Genomic DNA, 24,469 nt, shown 5'->3' on the forward strand with positions numbered 1-24,469 from the left:
GCAGCAAACAACAACCGAGAGGGGAAACATGAGCCCAGTCACGCCCAAGGACCGCCTGCCGCAGCGCGCCGCCGTGGTCAGCTTCGTCGGCAGCATGCTCGAATACTACGACTTCTTCATCTACGGCACCGCCGCCGCCCTGATCTTCCCGAAAGTGTTCTTTGCCAATGTCGACCCTGCCACGGGCACGGTGCTCGCGCTGTTGAGCTTCGGCATCGGCTATATCGCGCGGCCCGTGGGCGCCGTCATTCTCGGCCATTTCGGCGACCGCGTCGGGCGCAAGACGGTATTGGTGGTCACGCTGGTCCTGATGGGCGGATCGACGCTCGCAATCGGGTTGTTACCGGACGCCACCATGATCGGCAGTGCCGCCCCTCTCCTGCTCACGTTGCTGCGGCTGTTGCAGGGCCTGTCCGCTGCCGGCGAGCAGAGCGGCTCCAACTCGCTGACGCTCGAACATTCCGACGGCGGGCGTCGGGCCTTCTTCACCAGCTGGACGCTGACCGGCACCCAGGCCGGCGCGATCCTGGCGACCCTGGTGTTCATCCCGGTGTCGACGCTGCCTGAGGCGCAGCTCCTGAGCTGGGGCTGGCGCATTCCGTTCCTGCTCTCCTTCGTCGTGCTCGTCGTTGCCTATCTGGTCCGCCGGACCATGCCGGAGACGCCGGCCTTCTCCGAGATCAAGACCCGCAACGAGGTTGCGCGGTTTCCGGTGGTGGCGCTGCTGCGCGATTTCTGGCCTGACGTATTGCGCGTCATCGTCTGCGCGCTGATCGCGACCGTCAGCACGGTCACCGCGGTGTTTGCGCTCGGCTATGCGACCAGCAAATTCGGCGTGCCGCGCACGACCATGCTGTGGGCCGGCGTCCTGGCCAATGCGACGGCGCTGCTGACCCAGCCGCTGTGGGCGATTCTCGCCGATCGCATCGGCCGCAAGCCGGTGTTCATCGGCGGCGTGCTCGGCTGCGCGGTGCTGATCTTCCCCTATTTCATGGCGATCACCTCGGCCGAGCCGGCCAAGATTCTTGCGGCAACCTTGATCCTGTCCGGCATCATCTACGCCGCACCGAACGCGATCTGGCCGTCTTTCTATGCCGAGATGTTCGAGACCCGCGTGCGCTATTCGGGCACGGCGATCGGCACCCAACTCGGCTTCCTGGCCGCAGGCTTCACGCCGGTGATCAGCCAGAGCCTGCTCGGCGATGGTCCCACCGGATGGATTCCGGTCGCGATCTTCATCGCCTGCGCCTGCGTGATCTCGGCGGCGGCCGCGGCCACCGCGCGCGAAACCCACAGCGTGGGCATCGAGGATCTTGGCAAGAAAGCCCCAGAGTTGATCAATCATGACAGCAAAGCTGCTTCCGTCATCGGCTGACACCGTTGCGCCGTCGCCGCTGGTCCAGACCAGCAGCGGCGGCGTGATCGGCACAGCTCAGCGCGGCGTGCGCGCCTTCAAAGGCATTCCGTTCGCGCAGGCGGAGCGCTTCCGACGCGCGACCGCCGTGCCGAATTGGGAGACACCGCTGCGTTGCACGGCGTTCGGTCCCGTCGCCCCGCAACGCGGACTGATCGCCGGCAATGCCGAGGCCGAGTGCCTCACCCTGAACATCTGGACGCCGGCCGAGGTCACCAAGCCACTGCCGGTGCTGTTCTTCATCCATGGCGGTGCCTTCATCACAGGCGCCGGCTCCGACTATGATGGCGCGTTCCTCGCCAAGCATGGTCCCGCCGTGATCGTCACGATCAATTACCGGCTCGGCCCGCTCGGCTTCCTGCAGCTGCACCCCTTCGGCGGGGTGCTTGCAGAGGCCAACAATCTCGCCGTCACCGACACGCTCGCGGCACTTATTTGGGTGCGCGACAACATCGCCGCGTTCGGCGGCGACCCTGATAACGTCACCCTGCTCGGACAATCGGCCGGCGCGTCACTGGTGGTGACGATGATGACGCTGCCGCAGGCGCGCGGCCATTTCCGACGCAGCGTTGCCTTCAGCGTGCCCGGGCGCGGCATCATGCCGGCGGCGCAGGCCGACGACATCGCCGATCGATTTCTGGCAGCCCTCGAACTCGCGCCGCATGATGCGGCTGCTATCCGCGATGTGCCGGTGGCGCGGCTGTTGGACACCGCCGAAACGGTCGGTCGCGAGGTCGCCAGTCGCACCGCCCACGGAACGTTGTTCGGCCCGGTGCTCGACGGCGTGGTGATCCCGCGCGATCCGCGCGATGCCATCAGCGCTGGCGCCTTGCGCGAGCAGAACCTCTGGCTCGGCTCCTGTCGCGACGAGATGGTGATGTTCCTGAAGAGCGACCCGCCCGCTGCGATGATCCGGGTGACGGAAGGCCGCATCCGTGCACAATTCGGTGACGACGGTTGGGATCGGTTGCTTGCATCTTATCGCGCGACCGCGCGGGCCGACGAAGACCCCTACGAAGCGCTGTCGTCCGATGCGATGTGGCACCGGCCGATGGGCGAACTTGCAGAGCTGCACCACGAAGCGGGCGGGCGCGTCTGGCTGAGCCGTTTCGACCACCGCCCCGCCCTGGCCCCTTTCCTATCGCAGGGACCGACGCATGGCGCCGACAACGCGTGCCTATGGGCGCACTTGCCCGACTTCGTCGATCGTCCGGTGCTGCAACGCCCGGGCGGTCCGATGACCCTGGCGGACATCGAGGTCGCAGCGCGGCTGCAGGCCTGCGTCCTGCGCTTTGCTGAGCAAGGTCGTCCCGATGATGAAAGTATCTGGCCGGCGTTCACGCCAGCTGAGGCTCAGTTCGCGATCTTCGCGAGCCCGTTCCGCGTGAACGGTGCGACGAACGCGCCGCGGCAGGAGGCCTGGCGGAGCCTGGGCGCAGATCAGGCCAGCGACTGATTGGCGCCTCTCTGCTCAGGCCACGCGCAGCTGACCTACGAACTGATCGACATCGCGACGCAGGTCCGACGACAACAGGGCCAGCGTCTTCGCCGAATCCAGCACCTCTCCGGCCGCACTGCCGGTTTCAGTGGTGGATTGCGACACACCCACAATGTGTCGAGACAGTTCGGTCGTACCTTCGGAGGCCTGCTGCACATTGCGCGCGATCTCGCGTGTCGCTGCGCCCTGCTCCTCGACTGCAGCCGCGATGGCGGAGGCAATCTGATTGACCCGCTGGATCGTGCTGCTGATCGCCTGGATCGCATCAACAGACGAGCGCGTGGCCCCCTGGATGCCGGTGACCTGCGCGGTGATCTCCTCGGTCGCTTTCGCGGTCTGGTTCGCCAAGGTCTTCACCTCGGCCGCGACGACCGCGAAGCCCTTGCCGGCTTCGCCAGCCCGCGCCGCCTCGATCGTTGCGTTCAGGGCGAGCAGATTGGTCTGCTCGGCAATGCCGCTGATCAATGCGACCACGTCGCCGATGCGCTGAGCCGCATCGGACAGCGTGCGCACCTCCTCATTGGTCTTCTCGGCCTGCATGGCGGCAGCACCCGCGATTGCCGTCGACTCCGCAACCTGGCGGGCTATCTCGGCGATCGAGGCCGAGAGCTCCTCCGTCGCTGCCGCAACCATCTGCACATTGCCGGACGCCTGTTCCGATACGTTCGCCACCGACGACGCTTTCGAGCGTCCCTGGTCGGCAATCGCCGACATCGATTGCGCGGTGGCATTCAGCTCGTTCGAAGCCGAGGCAAGCGTCTGCAGCGAGGTCGTCACCGTGGTCTCGAACGCCTTGATCAAGCTCTCGACCGCACTCTGGCGCCGCTCCTTGCGCTCCTGCTCGGCTGCCTTTTCGCCGGCCAACCGGTCGCCTGCGATCATGCTCTCCTTGAACACGGCGACGGTCCGCGACATCTCGCCGACTTCGTCACGACGGTCGAGGCCGACCAATTCGACGGAATAATCGCGATCGGCAAGCCGCCTCATGGCGGCCGTCAGTGACAGAATGGCCGCGGAGATGCGGCGCTGCACGACCAGCAGGCCAGCGACAGCCACCACGATCGCTACAACCATCATCGTGATATCGGCAAGAAGGCTCGCGCGCGCTGCACTGATCTGCCGTCCCGCAGCGGCGACCATTTCGGCCAGCGCGGCGTTGGCGGCCTCGACGCTATAGTTCAGGATGGCCGTATTGAGCTTCGAGAGGTCAGCGAATTTGATGTCGATCGTCTGATTGTTCCGCAGCGCCTTGACGTAGGCGGCCTGCTGCTCGGCCAAAGCTTGCGCATCGGGCTGCCTGGAGCGATTCACCACGTCGATCAGCGCAGCCGGTGCATCCGGCCGCGCGGCCGCCATCAGCACCTGGCTCCATGCCTGGGCCTGCCGTCCGACATCCTCGGCACCGGCCACAATGTCAGGCGGGCTCCATGGCTTGCCGGAGGCTGCGGCGTTCTCGATGCGCACCGCGAACAGGCCACCAAAGTTGCGCGCCGCCCAGGCCGACTGCTTGACGTTGACCATCTGGTCGACGACGGGATCGACAAGTTTGAGGGTCTCTTCAAGGTCAGCTGCCAGCGCGAGAATGGCGTCGAGATAATCCTGCGCCGCCTTGCGGAAGGCGTCCGCGACCTGCGTATCGCGCGACGCCCTCGGCTGGTGAATGGCGCGCTCCGCATCGGAGCGCAGCGATGCAAGCCGGTCATGCGTCGCAACGAGCGTACTGAGCCGGCCGGCGATCCTGGGATCCGCAAATGCGGAGATCGCGTCGCGCACATTGTTATAGGCCGCATCCGATATCTGGCGATTGGTTGCGATCCGTGCATCGGCAGCTGCATCGGCCGCTCCTTCCGCAACCAGGGTCGCGAGGAAGGTACCGCGCTCGAGGCGAAAGCCGATCAATGTCGCGAACAGGTGCTGGTCGGCTCCGGCGAGCTGCGCCACCCGCTGAGCCGCCTGATGGCGGCCGAACGAGTCGGTGAGGCCGACACCGAGACTCCCGACGAGGAGCAGCGCGAGGATGCCGATGATGAGACCGAGAATGGTGCGGATCGAAAGACCGGCGAGCAGCTTCATGTGTCGGTATCCAATCATGGTCAAATTTGCCGATCGGCAATTTGTGCTCAATTCGCGTTAATTTTTCTCTCAGTTGTGAGGACTGCGATAACTACAATGGCTCTCTCTTCTCAGCATACGGTATCATCATCCTCATTGGCCCGAGCAGATGGCGATGTGGGATGCCGCTTTATCCGCGTGGTGGCGCACACCACCCGAATCAACTTGGTGCTAATTAGTTCAGCTCCACCGCCAGAGCGGACGGTCCGTATCCGCGTGCGTCACATTAAGCCGCACGTAATTCCACGGACGTGGGAGAATTTTCTTGCTTCATTGTGTGTTCGATCGGCGGCCGGAAATATCGGGAAATATGGCGCAAGAGCTCATTAAGTCGCACGATTTTACCTGCTCACAGTTTGGAGTGTCACCACTGGGAGCAAGCCATGACATCGATCTCTGCGACTTCGACCTCTGCCTATTCGCCGCTCGACCTCTTGAAGCAGGAGCTCGCCAAGGAGGTCTCCTCCGGCAAAGTGAGCTCATCCGATCAAAGCGCTTTATCCTCGGCACTCGACGACATCGACTCCGCGTTGAAGAGCGGCGCGAGCAGCTCATCATCGAGCTCGAGCGCAAGCTCCAGCACGCCGCCATCGCCGCAGGACATGCAGTCCAAGATCGACAGCCTGATCGACAAGGAGGTCTCGGCCGGCAAGCTCACCTCCGACCAGGCCAGCGAACTGAAGAACGTGTTCGCCAACACGTTCTCGGGCGGCCCCGGCGGAGCGGCTAGCGCCCAGACCAGCGACAGCACCTCGACTGGTAGCAGCTCGAGCACGGATTCGACGTCATCCTCGTCTTCGTCGTCGAGCACGGATTCGGATATCGCGGACCTGTTGAAGAAGCTGCTGGCCGCCCTGCAGGACACCAGCAAGAACTCCTCCTCGTCCTCCTACGGCGCGAACGGCACATCGTCCTCGAACGCGAGCAGCACGTCGCTGGTGCTGGACTACTCGGCCTGAATTGGCTTTGGCGGCGCTGTCTCCCCTGCCATCGCCGTCCTGGCAGGCGTCCGGCCACATGTCTCGATGTGCGGCCGGCCGCTCTGGGCATCGCTCACGACTGGCTCCGGCTCACTCCGGCGGATTGAAGGTTCGCGCGAAATAGACCGGCTCCTTCGCTGCCTTCAGCCGATAGAGCTGCGCCGGCCGGTTCGGCCCCTTGCGCATTTTCGCAATCGGCTCGATCAGATCCGCCGACAGCATGCGGGTGCGGAATGCGCTCTTCTCCAGCGGACGGCCGAGCACGATCTCATAGCTCCGCTGCAGCTCCGGCAGCGTGAACTCCTCCGGCATCAGATAGGCCGGCAGCGAGGTGTATTCGACCTTGTTGCGCAGCCGCTGCACGGCGGCCGCAAGAATCTCGTCATGATCGAAGGCGAGCTTCGGCTTGACGCGCTCGCCGGCCAGCGGAAACCACTGCGCATCAGCTGCCAGCGCGCGGTCCGCGATCGACGCCGGAAGCAGCGCGAAATAGGCGTGCGTCGCCGACCAGAAGCGGGGATCGCGCGCCGCGCTGCCCCAGCTTCCCAGCTGCTCGAGATAGGGACTGACCACGCCGGTCTTCTCCTTCAGCTTCCGCAACGCGCAAGCCTCGAGGTCGCGATCCCTGGCGATATCGACGAAGCCGCCGGGCAAGGCGAATGCGCCAGGAAACGGCTCGTTCTCGCCCGCGCCCCTTTGCACCAGGAGCACGTGGAGCGCGTCGTTTCGGATCGTGAAGATCACGACATCGACCGTGGTCAGGGGCCGCGGGAAATCCAACCCCGCCGTCCGGCCGCCACTCCCCTGGGCCTTTTGCCCCGCCCTCTCCGCCACCTTTGAACCTCTTCGCTTTGCCGCTTGACAATAGCATACTTAGTTGTACTGTCCAACTTACTTAGTTGGCGTGACGCACTTATGGAGGCCGCCATGTTCGGCATTCGTTTCATCAAGGCTCAACCCACCACCTACCTCCTCAAATACCGCGCGGGCCAGGTCACGGAGGAAGGCACCGGTCTCTCCACCTTCTATTACGGCCCGGTCACCTCCCTGGTCGCGATCCCGATCGGCAGCCGCGACGCCGCTTTCATCTTCCAGGAGACGGCACGCGATTTTCAGACGCTGACGATCCAGGGACATGTCACCTACCGGATCAGCGAGCCGAAGAAGGCGGCCGCGATGTTGAACTTCACCCTCAAGGCGGACGGCAAGACGTATGAGTCCGACGATCCTGAGAAGTTGCCGCAGCGCATTCTCGGAGCGGTCGAGGTGCTGGCGCAGCAGGCGGTCAAGGACATGACCCTGAGAGAGGCGCTGCGCGCTTCCGACCACATCGCGGGCACCATCGCGCTGGGCCTCAAGAGCCGCGCCGACATCGAGGCCCTGGGACTCGAGATCCTTGGCGTCTCCGTGCGCGCCGTGAAGCCGACGCCCGAAACGGCGAAGGCGCTGGAGGCGGAGGCGCGCGAGGCGATCCTGAAAACGGCGGATGAGGCGATCTTTGCCCGGCGCAATTTCGCGGTCGAGCAGGAACGCGCGATCGGCGAGAGCGAGCTCGATACGGAAATTGCGGTCGAGCAGAAGAAGCGCTCCATCCGCGAGACCCAGATGGATGCGGACGCCAGCGTCGCCGCCAAGCAGAACGAGCTGCGCGAGGCCGGCATGGTCGCCGACATCGCGCTGGAAGGCCGGCGCAAGGACTTTGTCGAGCTCAACGCGGCCAACACCCGTACCCTCGCGGAGGCCGAGGCCTATCGCGTCGGCGCGTTGATGAAGATCTTCGATGGTGTCGACACCCGTGTGGTCCAGGCGCTGGCCGCGACCGGCATGCAGCCGGGGCAGCTGATCGCGCAGGCGTTCTCGGGGCTGGCCGAGAAGGCCGAGAAGATCGGGCAACTGAACGTCTCGCCCGAGCTTCTGAACGCGCTGATGGACAAGCCTGCTCCGACCGACCGGGAGGCCGCCCGTGTCCGCCGCCAATGACCGCAAGGTGGTGCTGGTCGTCAGAAAGACGCGGCTGGAGGACCTCATCGCGAGGTTCCTCACCGCGGAGCAGGCGAAGTTCTATGTCGAGCACCTCGGCGCCGACTTCTCCGACTACGAGCGCGAGCACGAGATCTACCAGGCCGCGCGCCTCAGTACGGTGCAGACGCTCGAACGATGGGGCCGCTACCAGGTGATCGACCGCGGCTTCCTGCCCAACTTCATCTTCGGCCCCCATGACATCGTGGTGGCGCTGGGCCAGGACGGCGTGGTCGCCAACACCATGAAATATCTCGATGGCCAGCCGCTGCTCGGGCTGAACCCGGATGCCGGCCGCCATGACGGCATCCTGCTGCCGTTCAAGCCGAACGATCTCCCTGCCCTGCTGCCGGAGGTCGCCGCGGACAAGCGCGCGGCGAAGGCGGTGACGATGGCCAAGGCGAGCCTCTCCGACGGCCAGGTGCTCCATGCCGTCAACGACCTCTTCATCGGCGCGCGCTCGCATGTCTCCGCTGTTTACGAGATCGCCACCGCGACGCGGCACGAGCGGCAATCCTCCAGCGGGCTGATCGTCGCCACCGGGCTTGGCTCGACCGCCTGGTTCAAGAGCATCGTCACCGGCTCGCTCGCGATTGCCGGCAGCTTCGGTGCTTCGGGCGCAGCGGCGCATTACGACGCTCTCCCCTGGGATTCACGCGAGCTGCGGTTCGCGGTGCGCGAGCCGTTCCCGAGCCGGAGCTCGCAGGTGGGCCTGGTCTGCGGCAGCCTCGGCACCGATGACATCCTGCGGCTGCGTTCGCTGATGCCGGAGAACGGCGTGATCTTCTCGGACGGCATCGAGGCCGACCGGCTCGACTTCAATTCCGGTACCGAAGCGATCATCGGGATCGCGGAGCGGCAGGGCCGGCTGATCGTGTGACACCGCCGGCCACGCCTACCACCGAGCGAACACCAAGAGCCCGTTGGCCGGAATCGTCAGATGCGCCGAGCAGGGACGGCCATGCATCGGCGGACCATTTGCCATCACCTCGCGATCCTCGGCAGGATGAGCGCCCTCTTCATAATCCTCGCTGCTGAAGGCCAGGTGCCAGACGCCGCCGGCCGGGAAGCCGATCGCATAATCGGTCCACGCGGTCTCGTTCAAGCTCACGACCACCATGACCGCATCATCTGAGCCTGCCGCCCAGCGCTCGAAGGCGAGCACGCGATTGCCATCATGCACGTGGACGATGCCGCTGCCTTCACCCGACAACGCCTTGAGCTTGTGACGAAGGTCGATCAGCTCGCGCGTGAAGCGCAGGAAATCCTGCGTCACCGCGTCGCCGCCATCGAGCCGCGCCCAGGCGATCGATGTATCCGGATGCGGCGTGTCACTCCACGGCTTCTCCTCCAACAGCTCCTGGCCCATGAACAGCATGGGAATGCCGGGCGCGGTCAACAACAGACCGGTCGCGACGCGACTGCGGCTGCGCGCATACCAGGAGCGGGAATCGAGACTGTCTGCGAGCCGGGCGATCCGCGGCTCGCGGCCGGCATAGACGATGTCGTGGTTCTCGATCGAATGCACCGCGCGGGCGCGCCTGCCGAGGCTGTCGTCCGCAATCGCCTCCGCAACGGCCTGCATCGGGACTGGCGCATTGCGGCCGGCGGCTGCAGCATGGACCGCCGCGCGCACGCTTTCGCGCAAGCGATCGCTCCAGGTCGCGTCAAACCCGGCGCCGCCTTCGGCGTGCTCCTTCACCACCCAGGGATTGACCGGCCAATATTCCGCGACCTGGATCGCCTCCGGCTTCTCGGCACGCAGCGCCGATGTTAGCTGCTGGCACGTGGCCCAGCCGCCAAAGCGGTCCATCACGCTGACCTCGTCGAAGCGCAGGCCATCGACGCGATAGTCGCGATAGAAGGACAGCGCATTGTCGACCAGGAACTGCCTGATGTCGGCGTTCCAATAGGCGAAAACCTGCCCGCCGGCCCAGCCCTGATCGGTGAAATACAGGCTGTCATTGGCGTCGCCATACGGCTGGCGGTCGAAGAACCAGATGCTGTTCTCGTCGAAGCCGCCGCCGGCGTGGTTATAGACCACGTCGAACAGCACGCCGATGCCGTGGACGTGGCAGACATCGACCAGCGCGCGGAGCTGGTCGTCGCAATGGCGCAGCAGGTCCGCGCTCTCGTAAGGCGCCTGCCCCGCCTTCACCAGGATCTCGTTGGTCCTGTCGACATAGGCCGCGAGCTTCGCCGCGTCGGCCTCGCCATATTCCGTCTCCGGGCTGAACAGGTCGGTGCCGTTGTAGCCCATGCTGAAGGTGGTCGGGAATTCCTGGATCGGCAGCAGCTCGATGGCGTTGACGCCGAGCGAAGCGAGATGCGGCACCCGTTCGATCACGTCGAAGAAGCAGCCGTCGGGATTGCCCGCCTTCATGTCGAAAGTGCCGACATGAAGCTGGTAGACGACGAGCTCGTTGAAGGCCGGCGGCTTGAAATCCACGTCGTGCCAGGGAAAGGCGTGCGGATTGCGCAGCACCGAATGGCAGACCGGAAACGGCGGCTCGACGGTCAACAGCCGCGCGTGCGGATCGCGCTTGTAGCCGGCCGAGCCCGCCCCTTCGATGAAGTACATATAGGGGTCGCCATCCTTCAGTCCGGGGATGAAGACCGCCCAATAACCGGCGCCGATCGGTGACAGCCGGCAGCTGTCGTCCTGAACCCAATTGTTGAAGTCGCCGGAGACATAGACCGTCTTGGCATGCGGCGCGAATACGCGGAACGTGGCACCGCCCGGCACCAAGGTACCGCCCATCGGGGCTTGCAGGAGGTGCAGCTGTCGTAACGACATCCGTGAGCCCACGTTTGGGAGCATCAGGTTAGCACGAGCGACAGTGGTATCCACGATTTTTGTGACTTGCGGTTGAAGGAATTAAAACAGGCGCCCGCCGTTCGGCACGCGCTGGTCGGGCGCAAACAGCACCACATTGCCCTGCTCGTCCGGAAAGCCCAAGGTCAGCACCTCCGACATGAACTTGCCGATCTGTCGCGGCGGAAAATTGACCACGCCCGCAACCTGGCGGCCGACCAGCGTCGCCGGATCGTAATGCTGCGTGATCTGCGCGCTCGAGCGCTTGATGCCGATGGCCGGGCCGAAATCGATCGACAGCTTCAGCGCCGGTTTACGCGCCTCAGGGAACGGCTCGACCGCGACGATGGTGCCGACACGGATGTCGACGGCGAGAAACTGGTCGAACGAGATTTGTGGCGCCGCGGCTGCCGCGGGATCATGGGAGAGATGCATAGCGAACACTCAATGGGCGTACCGACGCGGAGACGCGCCGCTTCGGCCAGGATGATCTTTCATAGTCGCGGACGATTGGCGTGACAATCCGCGTGCGGCCGTGACCTCGGCATGGGCGATTGCGCGAGGCGTATGGGGCTGCAGATGACGCCTCACATGCAATCCGCTTGCCGCGCGATGGTTGGTCCGCACCATCCAATGGAGTTCCGCTTTCATTCCGTTGGACCGGTGAACACGCATGCTTTCGCATCCTCGCGGCGCAATGTCGCGTCCGAGCTTTTCGATCGGGCTCCCTCCTGATGAAGAGGGCGCAGGGAATGCCGGGTGAAGGCCTCACCCATGGCCCGCCTGCAACAAGAAAAGCAGGCGGCAGTCACCACAGGTCAAGCCGAGCATCCGGCATTCCCTGCGCGATGTTTGACGGATTATACGTGATCTCCCCAGGGACCGGCTTTCTTGCCCCTGTCCGCGTGATGCGAAGCATCATCGCGTGCGACGATGCGCCAAGGGCGCATCGCGCAGGTCTCAGCACCGGGAGACCAGGACCACACGACTTCACCGTCCGCAAAGCACCGTCCGTCCGCACTCAACGAGCGCTTCCGATGTCCGCGGCCACCGCCTCCCCGCCTCGCGTGTCGTGACGATCGCGCGCAACGCCCCTCCGTGATGAGGCGGGATATCGTTAGACAACCACAATTTCTGGAAATACGAAACAAGGAAATTTTTCGCGGCAGGACTGGACACGCCGAGTCGCGTTGAAATCGCTGGCGAACTTCGTGTTTTGGCGCACGCGATCTGGGATGATTTGTGTCGCTCGCGCAATCTCGAACCACCAATGGATCGAAGTCCGCTCGTTCCTGAAGAGCGGAAGCCGGCGTCTTCGAAGGTTTGGTCGGCTTGGGGCCGAGAAGCCGACCTCGCGCGGCTCAACTACTATTTTCAGCGCTGGACATCGAGGATATCCAACACCGGGCACTCCGGAGCCATGTGCCCGTGCATTGTGCGATGGTTTTGGTCAGCAAGCGTTCGAGCTTCCGGAGGTCATTGATTTTTGCGCGGATGTCGTCGAGGTGGTGCGCAGCAATCTCCCGGACTTCGCGGCAAGAGGCTTTTTCAGGACCGCCGAGCCGCAGCAAGGCGCGCACCTCGTCGAGTGAGAAGCCCAACTCGCGCGAGGGGCGCACAAAAGGCGACGATGCGCCGTTCCATCGGACCGTACAAACGACACCCCTTCTCAGCGCGCGAGGGGACGGGCAGCACACCAATTTTCTCGTAGTAGCGGATGGTCTCGATGTTCACGCCGGTAAGCTGTGACAGCTTGCCTATCGCCAGCCCGTCCGCTCGCGGACCCGTGATCGCGCCCATGGAAAACTCCTTGATCCAGTAGTCGCTACAGGATGTAGCCTTGTCATGACAATCAAGCTAAAGCCCATTGTCGGCGGCTCAGAGCACGGCACGACGCTGATGGCTGCGGGCGGCTTGCTGGGCGCGCTCGCCGCTTCGTCGTGCTGCATCCTGCCGGTGGTTCTGTTCAGTCTCGGGATCAGCGGCGCTTGGATTGAGAATTTCACTCAGCTTTCGCCCTAGCAACCGTACTTTCTCGGGGCGACAGCCGTGTTTCTCGGAAGCACCGGCGCAGGTGCTGCGTGGAGGTAGCGCATGGATGCTGTTGATCTCAAATCGACTGTTTTTGCTTATCCGACCGGAGCCTCCGATATCGGCTACATGCCTTGGGAAGATGCCATGATCTTGGAATCCGTGATTACCTGCCCGCGCTGCGCCACCGCGAAGTCGGAGACCATGCCGACTGACGCCTGCCAGTTCTTTTATGAGTGCACCGGTTGTGGGGAGAGGCTACGGCCGAAAGCAGGCGATTGTTGCGTATTCTGTTCCTACGGTTCGGTACCGTGCCCGCCTATCCAGGCCGAACGCTCCGGCGGGTCCGGCGCGGCTCGTTGCTGCCGAGGGTAAGTGAGCCACGTTATACAGGCTTCGCTGATCCACCGCCTACCTCCGGCATTCTTTATTGCGAGAAGGAGAGACATCCGTGCATGCCAATCCCGCATCTGGAAATCTCTCCGATCGGCTGGTCGCTAGTGTCGGTCAAGCCGCAAGCGCCGCACGACACCCGGGCTTTACCGAGCACTGCTGCGGCTCCTCTCCCATGGTGAGCCTATCACCATCGCCGAACTCGCGGCCGCCGCAGGACAATCATTGCGCTGGCACCTCCGGTCAGGGTTGGTCGAGATACTTCTTGATCAACGAGGCGCGCAATTGGGCGAGTTCGCCGCTCGCGTCCATTTCCTCGATCACCCTTCCGACCTTCATGGCGAGCTCGCGATGCCGTTCGTGCAGGTAATGGTAGATGTAAATTCGCGCGATCGGCGGCGAGAGCGGATGGATATGCGATTGTAGCTTCAGTTTTTTCACCGCGACCAGCCCGCTGAAGAGATCGGTGACAATCACGTCGAAACGGCCGGCATCCAGCATCTCGATCATGTTCTCCAGGCTGGTGGTCGCTGTGACGCGGCTCATGCCGCGCGTGCCGGCTTCGGAGGAGCCGACGCCGCGCACAATGCCGATGCTGTAGTCCTTGATCGAATCCCAGCCGCGAACATCGAAATGAAGCGTCGTCGTGAAAACCGACGGCTCGATATAGTTGATCGGTGGTGAGATCTGCACCAGCGTCGGATAATCGCGCGAGAGATCAGCGATACGCTGGATTTCCCCGTCGAGCTCGCCGGCACTGCTGAGCGCCAAGGCGCGCTTGCCGGGGACGTCCTCGAACTGGACAGTGATGTTCAACCGCGCGTAGACCGCCCGCAAGAGTTCGCCGCCGACATATTGATCAGGGATGTCGGCTATTCTCGCCAGCCGGATAACGGACTGCGCGCGGCAGGGCATACCGGACAGAAGCATCCACAGGCAAAGGAAGATCATTCGCCACATGACGCGTTTCCTTGATCGTCCCCGCGACCGGGTTTCTGAGATCGAGGCGATCTACCAAAGGTAGTTGTGGGCGAACTGCCGCAACGATCCGCCGGCTGCGCCCACGCACGGCCCTTCGGCAACTTTCACCGATACTCTTCTGGCATGGGGGTGCTAGTCTCGGCCTGCTTCCCGGTGCCGGGCGCAAATTTACCGCCAATGATCAGCCTTCGCCAGGGCGCCGGCAACGGGGACATGAAGGTCAGGTCGATAGACGCGGAGGTAACCGCTGCTGTGGCGGCGACGTGCGCGCCGGAACTGGGAATGTGCCGCAGTCCTTGGTGGAGTGGTGCATGGGCCAGGACAGTGATTTCGGTGGCAAGCGCGTGACTGCGCCTGCTGCGGAGGACGATGACCTGAATAGGATCAAGTCATCGCTCGCTAACCTGTTGCTTGGACCGCGGCTCGCCGAGCGGATCCAAGCGTTTCGCGGCAGTATCGGTTTCCGGCTTCTCGCGGCCGTCCTGCTCTTCAGCTCGGTCGTGACGCTGGTGCTGACAGCCGTCCAGCTTTACCTGGATTACGACCGGGAGGTCAGTATCATCGAGACGCGGCTCGACGAGATCGGCCGAAGCTATCTCGGCAGCCTCGGCCAGAGCCTTTGGAATCTCGACCAAAACCAGTTGAAGCTGCAGCTCGACGGGATTCTCCGCTTGCCCGACATCCGGGCAGCCGAAATCCGCGAAATCGCCGATCGGTCCAATCCGATCCGCTTTGCGGTCGGCGAGCGGTCCACAAGGTCAATCATAGCCCGCGAGTATCCCGTCTACTACGTGATGCACGGAGCTAATCGCCAGATCGGCGTGCTCTACGTCGAAGCGACGCTCACTGAGGTATATCGACAATTGATGACCAGGGCCCTGGTGATCCTGGCGAGCCAGGCGGCCAAGACATTTCTTGTCTCGCTCTTCATCCTTTATGTGTTTCACTGGCTGGTTACCCGCCACCTCGCCGCCATTGCGGGGTTTGTCAGCGGCTACAATCTGGCGCGGCCACCTGCGCCGCTCCGTCTGGACCGGCGGCAGCCGCACGCGGCCGATGAACTGGACAAGGTCATTGAATCGTTCAACGGGATGTGTGCGAAGCTGGAGCGCGCCTATGGCGAACTCCGTCAGGTTAACCTGCAGCTCGAGCGCGACCTTGTCGTTCGACGGCAGGCGGAAGCGGACGCGCATACGAGCGAACAACGATTTCGCGATTACGCCGAGACCGCGTCCGACTGGTTCTGGGAGACCGGACCGGACCACGTCTTCACCTATCTCTCGTCGGAGTTCGGCGCTTTCGGTTTGGATCGGCAGCAAGTGATCGGCAAGCGCCGGATCGATGCGGCGGCCGACACCACGGCCGAGCCGCAGAGATGGCGTGAGCACATGGCCATGCTTGATCGGCATGAGCCGTTCCGGAACTTCGAGTATCTCAGCCGCGATCGGGCCGGCCGGCCGCGGCACGTCAGCGTCAACGGCAAACCCGTTTTTGCCGCGGACGGTCGTTTCCTTGGCTATCGCGGAACCGCAACCGACCTGACCAAGCAGCGCGTGGCGGAGGAACGGCTGCGCCAATCCGAGAAGATGGATGCAATCGGAAAGCTGACAGGCGGTGTTGCGCACGACTTCAACAATGTCCTTACCGTTATTACCGGCACGATCGACATCATTCAGGACGGCGTGGCGGACCGGCCACAACTCGCTGCGATTGCCCAACTCATCGATGATGCGGCCACGCGTGGCGCCAAGATCACCTCGCAACTCCTGACCTTCGCGCGCCGCCAGCCGCTGGAGCCGTGCGAGATCGATGTCAACGACCTCGTGGCCGAGACGACCAAGCTGCTCAGACCGATCCTGGGCGAGCACGTTGAAATGGAAACAGTGCTCGCGCGCGAGGCCTGGCTCGCGCTTGCCGACCCCTCACAGCTTTCGGCCGCCATCGTCAATCTCGCCGTCAATGCCCGCGACGCCATGCCCGACGGCGGCAAGCTTACGCTGCAGACTGCCAATGCGCGATTTGACGACGCCGATGTGCCCGACAATGGCGAGATAAAGCCCGGCGAGTTCGTGGTGATTGCGGTCGCCGATACTGGCCAAGGTATCCCCGCCGATATCCGTGATCGCGTGTTCGAGCCATTTTTTACCACCAAGGGCGTTGGCCGCGGCACTGGATTGGGGCTGAGCATGGTCTATGGATTTGCGCGGCAGACCGGCGGAACAGTCACCATCGACAGCAAGGAAGGCCGCGGGACGGTGGTCAAGCTCTATTTGCCGCGATTTGCAGGGCAGTCCGTGATGAAAGCGGAATCGGTGGCGGCGCCCACAGTGCTCGGTGGGCACGAGACGATCCTCGTGGTGGAGGACGACGCGCTGGTGCGTGGCTGTGCGATCGCCCAGCTTGGCAGCCTGGGATACAAGACGCTGGTCGCGGACGATGGAGCGGCAGCACTGGCGCTCGTCGACCAAGGTGCTCAATTCGATCTCTTGTTCACCGACATGATCATGCCCGGTGGAATCAATGGCCAAGAATTGGCGGATGCGGTTCTCAGGCGTCGCCCCCGGACGAAAGTGCTTTACACGTCAGGCTATACCGACAACGCGATCTCGCAGGAGGGGCATCTTGAGCCCGGGGTCAATTTGCTGAAAAAGCCTTATCGCAAAGCGGAGCTGTCGCAGAGAATCCGCAAGGCGTTGGGAGCATGATCCCGCACGGTAACTCCGGGGCAGATGAAAGCCGATCCATTGCTGGCGCTGCACGCTGCTCATATCAGCTTGTTAGCAGCTGCGACGTCAAGCAATGCAATGAATCACGTCGCCTTACTCAGACCGTCTAGCCCATTGATGTTCCGGCGTCGCCGGCCTCCATTACCCCCTGCTGTTTCCGTGCTCGCGACCAAACGCCGCGACGTGAACAGGTTCACATTACCGCTTACCCGAGTTGTGATATTTTAAAGCCAAGCGCAAGGTCGTCAGTTCTGGCAGGGAAGCAGATGGCGACTCACCGGACCGAACGACATAACTTTGTTTATGCTTCCGGGCGGCACCATTCGCTCGCGCGCTGTCACGGCCGTCTGGCCTTGCGTGATCTCCCCCACATCTGCAACAGGCTCAAGGAGGCACACATGCGTTTGAGCCATTTGGCATCCGCCATCATACCAAGTGCCTGGCTTGCCATCGGCGTTTCCATTTCGGCAAGCGCGAACGTCATCACCGACTGGGACGAGAAGGCCGTCGCTGTCGTCATGCCCGCGGGGGCCGCTGGCGTGTCGCAGACGGTCTACGCAGCAGAGCGAACAATGGGAATGGTCCACGCCGCGATGTTCGATGCAGTCAATTCGATCGAGCGACGCTACCAACCATATGTCGTGCAACTACCCGCGGACCGCGCCACCTCGAAGGACGCCGCAGCGGCGGCCGCTGCGGCGACAATCCTGGCGGCGATTGATGCAAAATCCGCAAGCGCGATGAAAGACGCCCTCGCGAGCTATCTCGCGTCCATTCGTGACGATGACGCGGCCAAAGCGGATGGCGTCAAACTCGGCCTGGCCGTTGCTGCCAAGATCTTGGATGCCCGCGCAAACGATGGCCATGATGCCGTCGACGAGTACCGGCCTAGAACGTCGCCGGGCGTGTATGTGCCGACCGCGATCACCGCGGGCTCGAATTGGTCGAAGGTGAAGCCGTTTGCCATGACCTCGGCATCGCAATTCCGGCCAGATGCGCCGGTTGCACTGTCGAGCAAGGAATGGGCAACCGACTACAACGAGATCAAGGACTATGGCGGCAGGACCAGTGCAAAGCGTTCGCCTCAACAGACAGAGAACGCCCGGTTCTGGCTCATGGTTGGTCCACCCGCTTATCATCCCTTCGTACGTCAGCTCGTCATTGCCAAAAAGATGAGTATCAGCGAAAGCGCGCGGTTCATGGCGCTCGCCTCTGTCGGCCTCAACGATGCGCTCATCGCTGTGTTCGACGCCAAGTATCACTACAACTTCTGGCGCCCAATCACGGCCATTCGCAACGGCGATATTGATGGCAACGACCTCACGGAGCGCGAGGCGAGCTGGCAGCCGATCGAGAATACGCCGATGCACCCGGAATACCCCTGCGCGCATTGCATCCTCAGCGGCACGATCGCGGGCATTGTCAAGGCGGCACTCGGAACCGAGGACATTCCGGAGATCGCGATCACGAGTCCTGCTGCGCCCGGCGTGACCCATCGCTACACCAATATGACGGCTTTCGCCGATGAGGTTGCAAATGCTCGCATTTGTGCTGGCTTCCACTACCGATTCTCGACTCGCGTCGGCACGGATATGGGTCTGAAGATCGGTGAATACGTTGTCGGTAACGTCATGCAGCCGGCCCAGACCGCGGGACGTTAAGAACCATCGTTGCTGTCACAGGGGTCGTTCTTGTGAACGCAACAAGCGTAGGAGTATCCCGGCGGGCGCCTCAGAAGTTGAGCCAGCCGGGAAGCGCTTTGCGGGCGACTTGAGTAGGACCTAGCTCCATTCGCCGGCGATCTCCGGTAACCATGCGAAGCCGGGATGCACTCTCTTTGACGAGCTCTGACAAAGTACGAGGACACAAGCTTGTGAGCGCGTGAACAGCGGCGGCGGCAGGTTGCACCAACTGTCAGCAGCCGCCTCTCATTTTGGAAGGCATTCCACATTATAGGCAATGATGATCTGGGCCGGGTCGGACTTGCCCAAGCTCTTCAAGTCCTCCAGACCACTTCTCAGTCTCGCCCCTGCGTCCTTGAGGCTGCCCTCGAGCGTCGATTTGGCGGTTCTGCATCGTTCTTCGTTTGGGAACTCTTGAAACACCACCGTTGGCATAAGCCTCCAATCCGCCCGATCGTTTGTCGCCGCTGGACTGACTGAGTAGGAAAAGACGTACATCAGGACCCACATCTGTAGCTCCAGACCTGCTGCAATGACGGTGAAAGCCTTCCCCGATCCCCTTTCTTCTGCAGCCCTAAGAGCGGTGGGAATCGTTGACATAAATCAAACCTAGGTCAGGCGCTGCTGCCCATCTGTACCTTGCGGGCGCGCTCAAGCCCCCTTTTGCGCGCCGCAGCCCTCGGCGACCCCGGCCATCCACCCCCCAACGGAGGCCGGGGTCGTTCGCTGCGCTATGAGCGTGTGCCCGTGCGATCCGAAGCTGGTGGCACCCACTTCCGGTCGATCGCGTCGGGTAGTAGCGTCGAGTAAGGGTAGGAACAGCCAGCAGATCTCCATCCCGGAAAGTCTGCTGCCGAAGCCAACGGAGGAGATGTATGGGCATTATCTGGACGATTATCATTGGCTTTATTGTCGGAGTGATCGCCAAATTCATCATGCCCGGCGACAAGTTAGAGCCCCAGGGCTTCATCCTCACCACGGTTTTGGGAATCGTCGGCGCGTTCGTCGCGACCTACCTTGGCCAAGCCGTTGGCTGGTACAGACCTGGAGAGAGCGCAGGCTTCATTGGCGCGATTGTCGGCTCGATCATCTTGCTGTTTGTCTACGGCCTGGTGATGGGACGCCAAGGGCGGGCCTGATCGAGCATCCGTCAGTAGGTCTACAGCAGGCGCGCCTAACGGGCGCGTGCCGTCTTCGGTTCGGCCGCGGCGCCCTGACGCGCAGGTACGGGATCGGCAGCTGATAAGCTCCCTCACCTGCTCCCTCACCTGGCACACCAGCGTTTCGCATCGCAGCAACCTCAGATGGTCATCGACCGGTTATGCGGCGCGGGTTAGCATGATCGTCCTACACAACATAATGATCCGGGGAGGACTATCATGCATCGAGCCTATCTCGTCGGGGCGGGGTCGGGCCTATTGGCCCTGTTCGCGCTGGCCAGTACGCCTGCGGCGGCGTCGCCGTGCACCAATCTGCAGACGCTCAACCTGGTGCACACCACGATCACCTCGGCGACCGATGTCACCGGCGGGACCTTCACGCCGCCGGGCGCTGCGCCGATCACCGGGCTGCCGCCGTTCTGCCGCGTGACTGCGACGCTGACGCCGACGGCCGACTCCAATATCAAGATCGAGGTTTGGCTGCCGGAGAACAATTGGAACGGACGCTTCCTCGGCACCGGCGGCGGCGGCTTTCAAGGCGTCATCACCTATTCCGAGCTCGCGATCGGTATCCAGACCGGCTACGCCACTGCCAACACCGATCTCGGCACCGGCTCAGCCGGCTGCAATCCGCTGTTCTGCGGCTCCGACGGCAACCAGGGCAATCAACTCGCCGCAGCCTTCGGCGACCCGGCCAATCCGTCGACCGGACTGTTCGGACACCCCGAACGGATCAAGGATTTCGGCTATCGCGCGATCCACCTAATGACGGTGCGAGGCAAGGAGGTCGTCAAAGCGTTCTATCCGCAAGGCGCCAACCGGGCCTATTTCGCGGGATGCTCGACCGGTGGCCAGAATGCGCTGATGGAGGCGCAGCGCTTCCCGCGCGACTATGACGGCATCGTCGCCGGGGCCGCCGCCTTCAACCGCACACACCTGCACATGGGAGCGCTGTCGCTGTGGCAAGACGCCCATGCGAGCGCCACGCGGTTCATCCTGCCGGCGCAGATGCCTGTGATCAACAAGGCTGTGATCGCGCAATGCGTCGGCCAGGACGGCGGCGCCAAGACCGACCAGTTCCTGACCGATCCGCGCGACTGCCGCTTTGATCCCAAGGTGCTGCAATGCAAGGGCGGCGAGGTGCCGCCGGCCTGTCTGACCCCAGACCAGGTCACCACGATGCGCAACTACTATGTCGGCACGGTCGATCCCGTGACCAAGGAGATCGTCGTTCCCGGCGTCGCGCCTGGCGCCGAGTCCGACAACGTGCTGGCGCTCGGGCTCGTCCTCTCCGAGCAGCTTCCTGAGCCCGCCTTCGATGGCCTGTTCTACTGGGTCTACGGCGCGAGCTTCGGCATTCCGACCAGCCCGACCAATTTTGCCAATTTCGACTTCCACCACGACATCAAGACGGTGGACACTCAGCTCGAGGGCGTGCTGAACGCGACCAGTACGGACTTGAGCGAGTTCCGCGAACATGGCGGCAAGCTGTTGATGTATCACGGCTGGGCTGATCCGCTGCTGCCGTCGCAAGAGAGCATCAACTACTTCAATGCGCTGGTGCGCGACGGCCGCGGCTTCGCGCAGCCCGCGCGATTCGGCCTTGACGATCCCGCGCTGAGGGAGACTCAAAGCTACGCCCGGCTGTTCATGGCCCCCGGCATGTATCACTGCTCGGGCGGTCCCGGGCCGAACACGTTCGACGCGCTCACCCCGCTCGTCAACTGGGTCGAAAAGGGCGTCGCGCCGGAGACGATCCTGGCGACCAAGTTCGTCAACGACACGCCTGCGCAGGGCGTGCAGATGACGCGGCCACTCTGCCTGTTCCCCAAGGTCGCGAAATACAATGGCAGCGGCAGCACCAGCGTCGCGGCGAACTTCACCTGCGTTGCCGATGAGCACGACTTCAACGAGATGCCGGCCCCGCAATACGGGCCATGAGGGGCGCGCTGCCCCGGCGGGACCATCGCCGGGGCAGCAGGCGCAGTGCCTCGCCGCTCAGCATCCCCGGCAGATCCTGAGCTTGCGGTCGAGCGCCGCGCTCTCCGCATCGATGCGTTCGATCATGCTGGCCTCGTCGAAGGTCACGTCCTTCACGCCGGGCTGGCGGTGGCCGACCGGTGCGGTGCGCGGCGACAACGGGTCCGACATCGTCACGGACGCGGGCGGCATCACAGTCGGTGTCACCGTCTGGGCGGCCGCGGCACGGGCGTTGAGCAACATCGCCAGCAGGAACGTCTTCATCAGCCTGTGCCTGGATCTGTCCCCATTTTGCGGGATGCGAGTCATTGGTAGCTCTCCATCGCGTGGTGGATGGTGACGTTCTGAAGCCTGCGAATGACCGAGCGATTTCAAGCATCCGGAAAACGGTTGCCGCTGTAAGCGGGGTGGTTACACCTGGATCTGACAAGGTGGACGCGGCCTGCTGTGCCATTCGGACCGTGGCCCCAACGCATCAAGCCGACATCAACAGCCGGGCAACGCATCCATCTGTTTCATTTGTAGCCCGATCCGCGTTGCGGATGCGCGGCCACGCACTAAGTTGCAGCTCGCACAGATTCGAACCGAACCCACGCTGTGCGATGTGACAGCGTCATGACCATCACGCGAAGAGAAATTCTCCTGGGCGCGGCCGCATTGCCGACCGCAGCTGCATTGGCGGCCACGACGGTTGCGGGTGCGCGCGAGGGCACCACGCAGACTCCCCATGGCAGGATCTGGTGGAAGATCGCAGGCGCCGGCCCGCGCACACCCTTGCTGCTGCTCCACGGCGGCCCGGGCGCCGGACACAATTATCTCGAGCCGTTGTCGGCGATCGCCGATCAACGTCCCGTGATCTTCTATGACCAGCTGGGATGCGGCCGCTCCGACAAGCCTGATTCGGCCGCCCTGTGGACCGTCGATCATTTCGTGCAGGAGATCGACCTGTTACGCGCCGATCTCGGCCTGGACCGGGTCATTCTCTACGGCCATTCCTGGGGCGGATGGCTGGCGCAGGAATATCTCGCCCAGCGCGGCGACCAGGCCAAGGTCGAGGCGCTGGTGCTCGCGGGAACCTCGGCCTCGACGCGGCAATTCGTGGCCGGCGCGTTGCAGCTGCTGTCGCGGATGCCGGGCGGGCTCGACGCCAGGCGTCGTGAGCTGGAAGCCGCCGGCAAGACCGACACGCTCGAATATCAGGAGATCGTGCAGGCGTTTCTCGACGCCCATGTCTATCACGACAGCTGGCCTTCACACCGCTTCGCCAAGACGATCGAGAACATCTCGACCTCGAGAACCTATGCGGCGATGAACGGCCCCAATGAGTTCACCGTGACCGGCACGTTGCGGGATTGGGACCGGGAGAGCTCGCTTGCGGCGATCGATGTCCCGACCCTGGCGCTCACCGGGGAAATGGACGAGGTGACGCTCGACTGCCATCTCACGCTTCAGCGCGGGATCAGGAATGCGCATCTGGTCGTGATGCCCAAGGCGCGCCATCTGGCGATGCTGGAGCAGCCGGAGAGCTACAATTGGATCTTGCGGGGATTCCTGTCGAACAAGGCGTAAGCCCCGCTTTCCGAGGTTCGCTCGCTGTCGCAGCGTTCCTGAAAGCGAAGCTCGGATTCGAAGGGCTGAAAAACTTATTTTCTCATGTAGTTTGGTCAGAATTCGCAGCGCGCGCTCGCCGTGAGCTTAGCGAATATCTGAAGCGCGCCACGCGCGGAGCTCCGAACAGCGATCGCGCGGCAGGTAGGAGCGCGAGCGCCAGATCCGCGCCCCCTGGTCCGATCGTTTGGAGATGCGCGTTCAGCGCGGCTTGCGGAGCAGGCCGTCGTCGCGCTGGACGGACGCGACGAACCGGTAGCCGACGCCGCGCTCGGTTTCGATGACGGGACCCTCGGCCGATGTTCTCTCCAGGATGCGCCGAAGTCGCAGCACCTGCACGTCGATGGTCCGGTCGGAAATGTCGGTGCGTAGGCGCGTCGCCTGCGACAGCTGCAGCCGCGTCAAGGTTCGTCCCGGCGCGTCGAGAAACGCCGCCAGCAGCGCGTGATGCGTCCGGTTGAGCGTCACTGTCTTGCCCTCGGGATCGATCAGCGCGCGCGACGCGCGGTTCAGCGTCCAGCCGTTGAAACGATCGACGCCGCGTTCGGCGGCAGGAGCATAGGTCTGGCGCGCCAAGCACTCGCGACGGCGCAGGGCGCGCGCGGTCGCCCAGAACTCCTGCAATTCGCTTGTCTTCGCGATACAGGCGTCGGCCCCAAGCTCCAGCGCCAGAATGCGGTCGGCGGCCTCGAGCCGGCTTCCGGTCGCAATGATGGGAACGGCGACCTGCGACCTGATCCAGCGCAGCTGGTCGAGCCGGTCCGCGACCACGGGCCAAAGATCGATCAGAACAAGGCCCAGCGGCTCGCGCTTGAGCAGCGACGCCAGGTCATCCGACCACTGTGCCGGCGAGAGGCTGCGAACGCGCCCGTCGAGAAAGGAGATGACGCGGTCACGGAAATCGCCATCGTCCGTAACGACCACGACATCGTCGAGCAAATCGGCCCCTGCTTCCGAGTTGCTGCTCTTGCCGATGTGCTTCGGCAGATTCTGCAGGCAACGCCGATCGTGATACATCATCACCACCTCTTCGAAGTTGCGTTGCCGCCGATTGATCACGGCGCGACCAA

At 63.4% G+C, this 24,469-nt stretch carries 22 protein-coding genes and 1 pseudogene; 13 read left to right on the plus strand and 10 right to left on the minus strand.

The genetic code is table 11. The features are described from left to right. The first annotated feature begins 28 nt into the window (after positions 1–28). Positions 29–1,375, plus strand: a complete 1,347-nt coding sequence (locus tag ACQR1W_RS29755) for an MFS transporter (RefSeq protein WP_434854100.1) — start codon at positions 29–31, stop codon at positions 1,373–1,375. Further along, positions 1,344–2,870 carry a carboxylesterase/lipase family protein gene (locus ACQR1W_RS29760; RefSeq protein ID WP_434854101.1) on the plus strand — a complete coding sequence of 509 codons (1,527 nt, stop codon included), beginning with the start codon at positions 1,344–1,346 and terminating at the stop codon, positions 2,868–2,870. Before ACQR1W_RS29755 ends, ACQR1W_RS29760 begins: the two co-directional genes overlap by 32 nt. A 15-nt stretch (positions 2,871–2,885) precedes the next feature. On the opposite strand, the gene ACQR1W_RS29765 is transcribed toward ACQR1W_RS29760, so the two are convergent. Beyond that, the gene (locus ACQR1W_RS29765) at positions 2,886–4,985 is read right to left on the minus strand and encodes a methyl-accepting chemotaxis protein (RefSeq protein WP_434854102.1); all 2,100 of its coding nucleotides are present in this window, start codon (positions 4,983–4,985) and stop codon (positions 2,886–2,888) included. 422 nt (positions 4,986–5,407) lie between these two features. On the opposite strand from ACQR1W_RS29765, the gene ACQR1W_RS29770 reads away from it, so the two are divergent. Beyond that, a complete protein-coding gene (locus tag ACQR1W_RS29770; protein WP_434854103.1) occupies positions 5,408–5,983 on the plus strand; it encodes a hypothetical protein in 576 nt (191 codons plus the stop codon). Between the two features lie 111 nt (positions 5,984–6,094). Here the strand turns inward: ACQR1W_RS29770 and ACQR1W_RS29775 are convergent, their stop codons facing one another. Then, positions 6,095–6,838 carry an NUDIX hydrolase gene (locus ACQR1W_RS29775; RefSeq protein WP_434854104.1) on the minus strand — a complete coding sequence of 248 codons (744 nt, stop codon included), beginning with the start codon at positions 6,836–6,838 and terminating at the stop codon, positions 6,095–6,097. A 93-nt stretch (positions 6,839–6,931) separates the two neighbouring features. On the opposite strand from ACQR1W_RS29775, the gene ACQR1W_RS29780 reads away from it, so the two are divergent. Next, on the plus strand, positions 6,932–7,984 hold the full coding sequence (locus tag ACQR1W_RS29780; protein ID WP_434854105.1) for an SPFH domain-containing protein: 1,053 nt from the start codon (positions 6,932–6,934) through the stop codon (positions 7,982–7,984). After that, positions 7,968–8,903: a sugar kinase gene (locus tag ACQR1W_RS29785; protein ID WP_434854106.1), complete on the plus strand. Its 936-nt coding sequence runs from the start codon at positions 7,968–7,970 to the stop codon at positions 8,901–8,903. Before ACQR1W_RS29780 ends, ACQR1W_RS29785 begins: the two co-directional genes overlap by 17 nt. 15 nt (positions 8,904–8,918) lie before the next feature. On the opposite strand, the gene ACQR1W_RS29790 is transcribed toward ACQR1W_RS29785, so the two are convergent. The 4 genes from ACQR1W_RS29790 to ACQR1W_RS29805 form a co-directional block, all read right to left on the minus strand. Further along, complete coding sequence (locus ACQR1W_RS29790; protein ID WP_434854107.1) at positions 8,919–10,820, minus strand: alpha-amylase family glycosyl hydrolase; 1,902 nt, start codon at positions 10,818–10,820, stop codon at positions 8,919–8,921. Positions 10,821–10,901: 81 nt separating this feature from the next. Beyond that, on the minus strand, positions 10,902–11,273 hold the full coding sequence (locus ACQR1W_RS29795; RefSeq protein WP_434854108.1) for a tRNA-binding protein: 372 nt from the start codon (positions 11,271–11,273) through the stop codon (positions 10,902–10,904). A gap of 926 nt (positions 11,274–12,199) precedes the next feature. Beyond that, the gene (locus ACQR1W_RS29800; protein ID WP_434854109.1) at positions 12,200–12,457 is read right to left on the minus strand and encodes a MerR family DNA-binding protein; all 258 of its coding nucleotides are present in this window, start codon (positions 12,455–12,457) and stop codon (positions 12,200–12,202) included. Next, positions 12,387–12,638 (minus strand): MerR family DNA-binding transcriptional regulator, encoded by a 252-nt coding sequence (locus ACQR1W_RS29805; protein ID WP_434854110.1) that lies wholly within the window; start codon positions 12,636–12,638, stop codon positions 12,387–12,389. The genes ACQR1W_RS29800 and ACQR1W_RS29805 overlap by 71 nt, the downstream gene beginning before the upstream one ends. Before the next feature lie 45 nt (positions 12,639–12,683). On the opposite strand from ACQR1W_RS29805, the gene ACQR1W_RS29810 reads away from it, so the two are divergent. The 3 genes and pseudogenes from ACQR1W_RS29810 to ACQR1W_RS29820 all read left to right on the plus strand — a co-directional run. After that, entirely contained in the window at positions 12,684–12,860 is a 177-nt protein-coding gene (locus tag ACQR1W_RS29810) for a mercuric transporter MerT family protein (RefSeq protein WP_434854111.1), read from the plus strand. 156 nt (positions 12,861–13,016) lie between these two features. Next, positions 13,017–13,244: a GDCCVxC domain-containing (seleno)protein gene (locus ACQR1W_RS29815; protein ID WP_434854302.1), complete on the plus strand. Its 228-nt coding sequence runs from the start codon at positions 13,017–13,019 to the stop codon at positions 13,242–13,244. A gap of 159 nt (positions 13,245–13,403) precedes the next feature. Next, positions 13,404–13,478: pseudogene (locus tag ACQR1W_RS29820) on the plus strand (hypothetical protein); the annotation flags it as partial. Between the two features lie 27 nt (positions 13,479–13,505). Here the strand turns inward: ACQR1W_RS29820 and ACQR1W_RS29825 are convergent. Next, on the minus strand, positions 13,506–14,222 hold the full coding sequence (locus tag ACQR1W_RS29825; RefSeq protein ID WP_434854112.1) for a substrate-binding periplasmic protein: 717 nt from the start codon (positions 14,220–14,222) through the stop codon (positions 13,506–13,508). Between the two features lie 332 nt (positions 14,223–14,554). Between ACQR1W_RS29825 and ACQR1W_RS29830 the strand changes: the two genes are divergently transcribed. Beyond that, entirely contained in the window at positions 14,555–16,948 is a 2,394-nt protein-coding gene (locus ACQR1W_RS29830; protein ID WP_434854303.1) for an ATP-binding protein, read from the plus strand. Positions 16,949–17,367: 419 nt separating this feature from the next. Next, positions 17,368–18,630 (plus strand): vanadium-dependent haloperoxidase, encoded by a 1,263-nt coding sequence (locus tag ACQR1W_RS29835; RefSeq protein ID WP_434854113.1) that lies wholly within the window; start codon positions 17,368–17,370, stop codon positions 18,628–18,630. A gap of 267 nt (positions 18,631–18,897) precedes the next feature. Here ACQR1W_RS29835 and ACQR1W_RS29840 read toward each other — a convergent pair whose 3' ends face one another. Continuing rightward, positions 18,898–19,251, minus strand: a complete 354-nt coding sequence (locus ACQR1W_RS29840; RefSeq protein WP_434854114.1) for a hypothetical protein — start codon at positions 19,249–19,251, stop codon at positions 18,898–18,900. 275 nt (positions 19,252–19,526) lie between these two features. On the opposite strand from ACQR1W_RS29840, the gene ACQR1W_RS29845 reads away from it, so the two are divergent. Both ACQR1W_RS29845 and ACQR1W_RS29850 read left to right on the plus strand, forming a co-directional pair. Further along, positions 19,527–19,790, plus strand: coding sequence for a GlsB/YeaQ/YmgE family stress response membrane protein (locus ACQR1W_RS29845; protein ID WP_008972894.1), 264 nt, complete (start codon positions 19,527–19,529; stop codon positions 19,788–19,790). A 240-nt stretch (positions 19,791–20,030) separates the two neighbouring features. Then, entirely contained in the window at positions 20,031–21,752 is a 1,722-nt protein-coding gene (locus tag ACQR1W_RS29850; RefSeq protein ID WP_434854115.1) for a tannase/feruloyl esterase family alpha/beta hydrolase, read from the plus strand. A gap of 57 nt (positions 21,753–21,809) precedes the next feature. Here the strand turns inward: ACQR1W_RS29850 and ACQR1W_RS29855 are convergent, their stop codons facing one another. After that, positions 21,810–22,055, minus strand: a complete 246-nt coding sequence (locus ACQR1W_RS29855) for a hypothetical protein (RefSeq protein ID WP_008972896.1) — start codon at positions 22,053–22,055, stop codon at positions 21,810–21,812. Between the two features lie 351 nt (positions 22,056–22,406). Here ACQR1W_RS29855 and ACQR1W_RS29860 point away from each other — a divergent pair, with 351 nt between their 5' ends. Then, the gene (locus tag ACQR1W_RS29860) at positions 22,407–23,360 is read left to right on the plus strand and encodes a proline iminopeptidase-family hydrolase (RefSeq protein WP_434854116.1); all 954 of its coding nucleotides are present in this window, start codon (positions 22,407–22,409) and stop codon (positions 23,358–23,360) included. Positions 23,361–23,600: 240 nt separating this feature from the next. Here the strand turns inward: ACQR1W_RS29860 and ACQR1W_RS29865 are convergent, their stop codons facing one another. Continuing rightward, entirely contained in the window at positions 23,601–24,419 is an 819-nt protein-coding gene (locus tag ACQR1W_RS29865) for a winged helix-turn-helix domain-containing protein (RefSeq protein ID WP_434854117.1), read from the minus strand. Between the last annotated feature and the right edge of the window lie 50 nt (positions 24,420–24,469).

The organism is Bradyrhizobium sp. HKCCYLS1011 (assembly GCF_051167795.1).
Classification (GTDB): Bacteria; Pseudomonadota; Alphaproteobacteria; order Rhizobiales; family Xanthobacteraceae; genus Bradyrhizobium.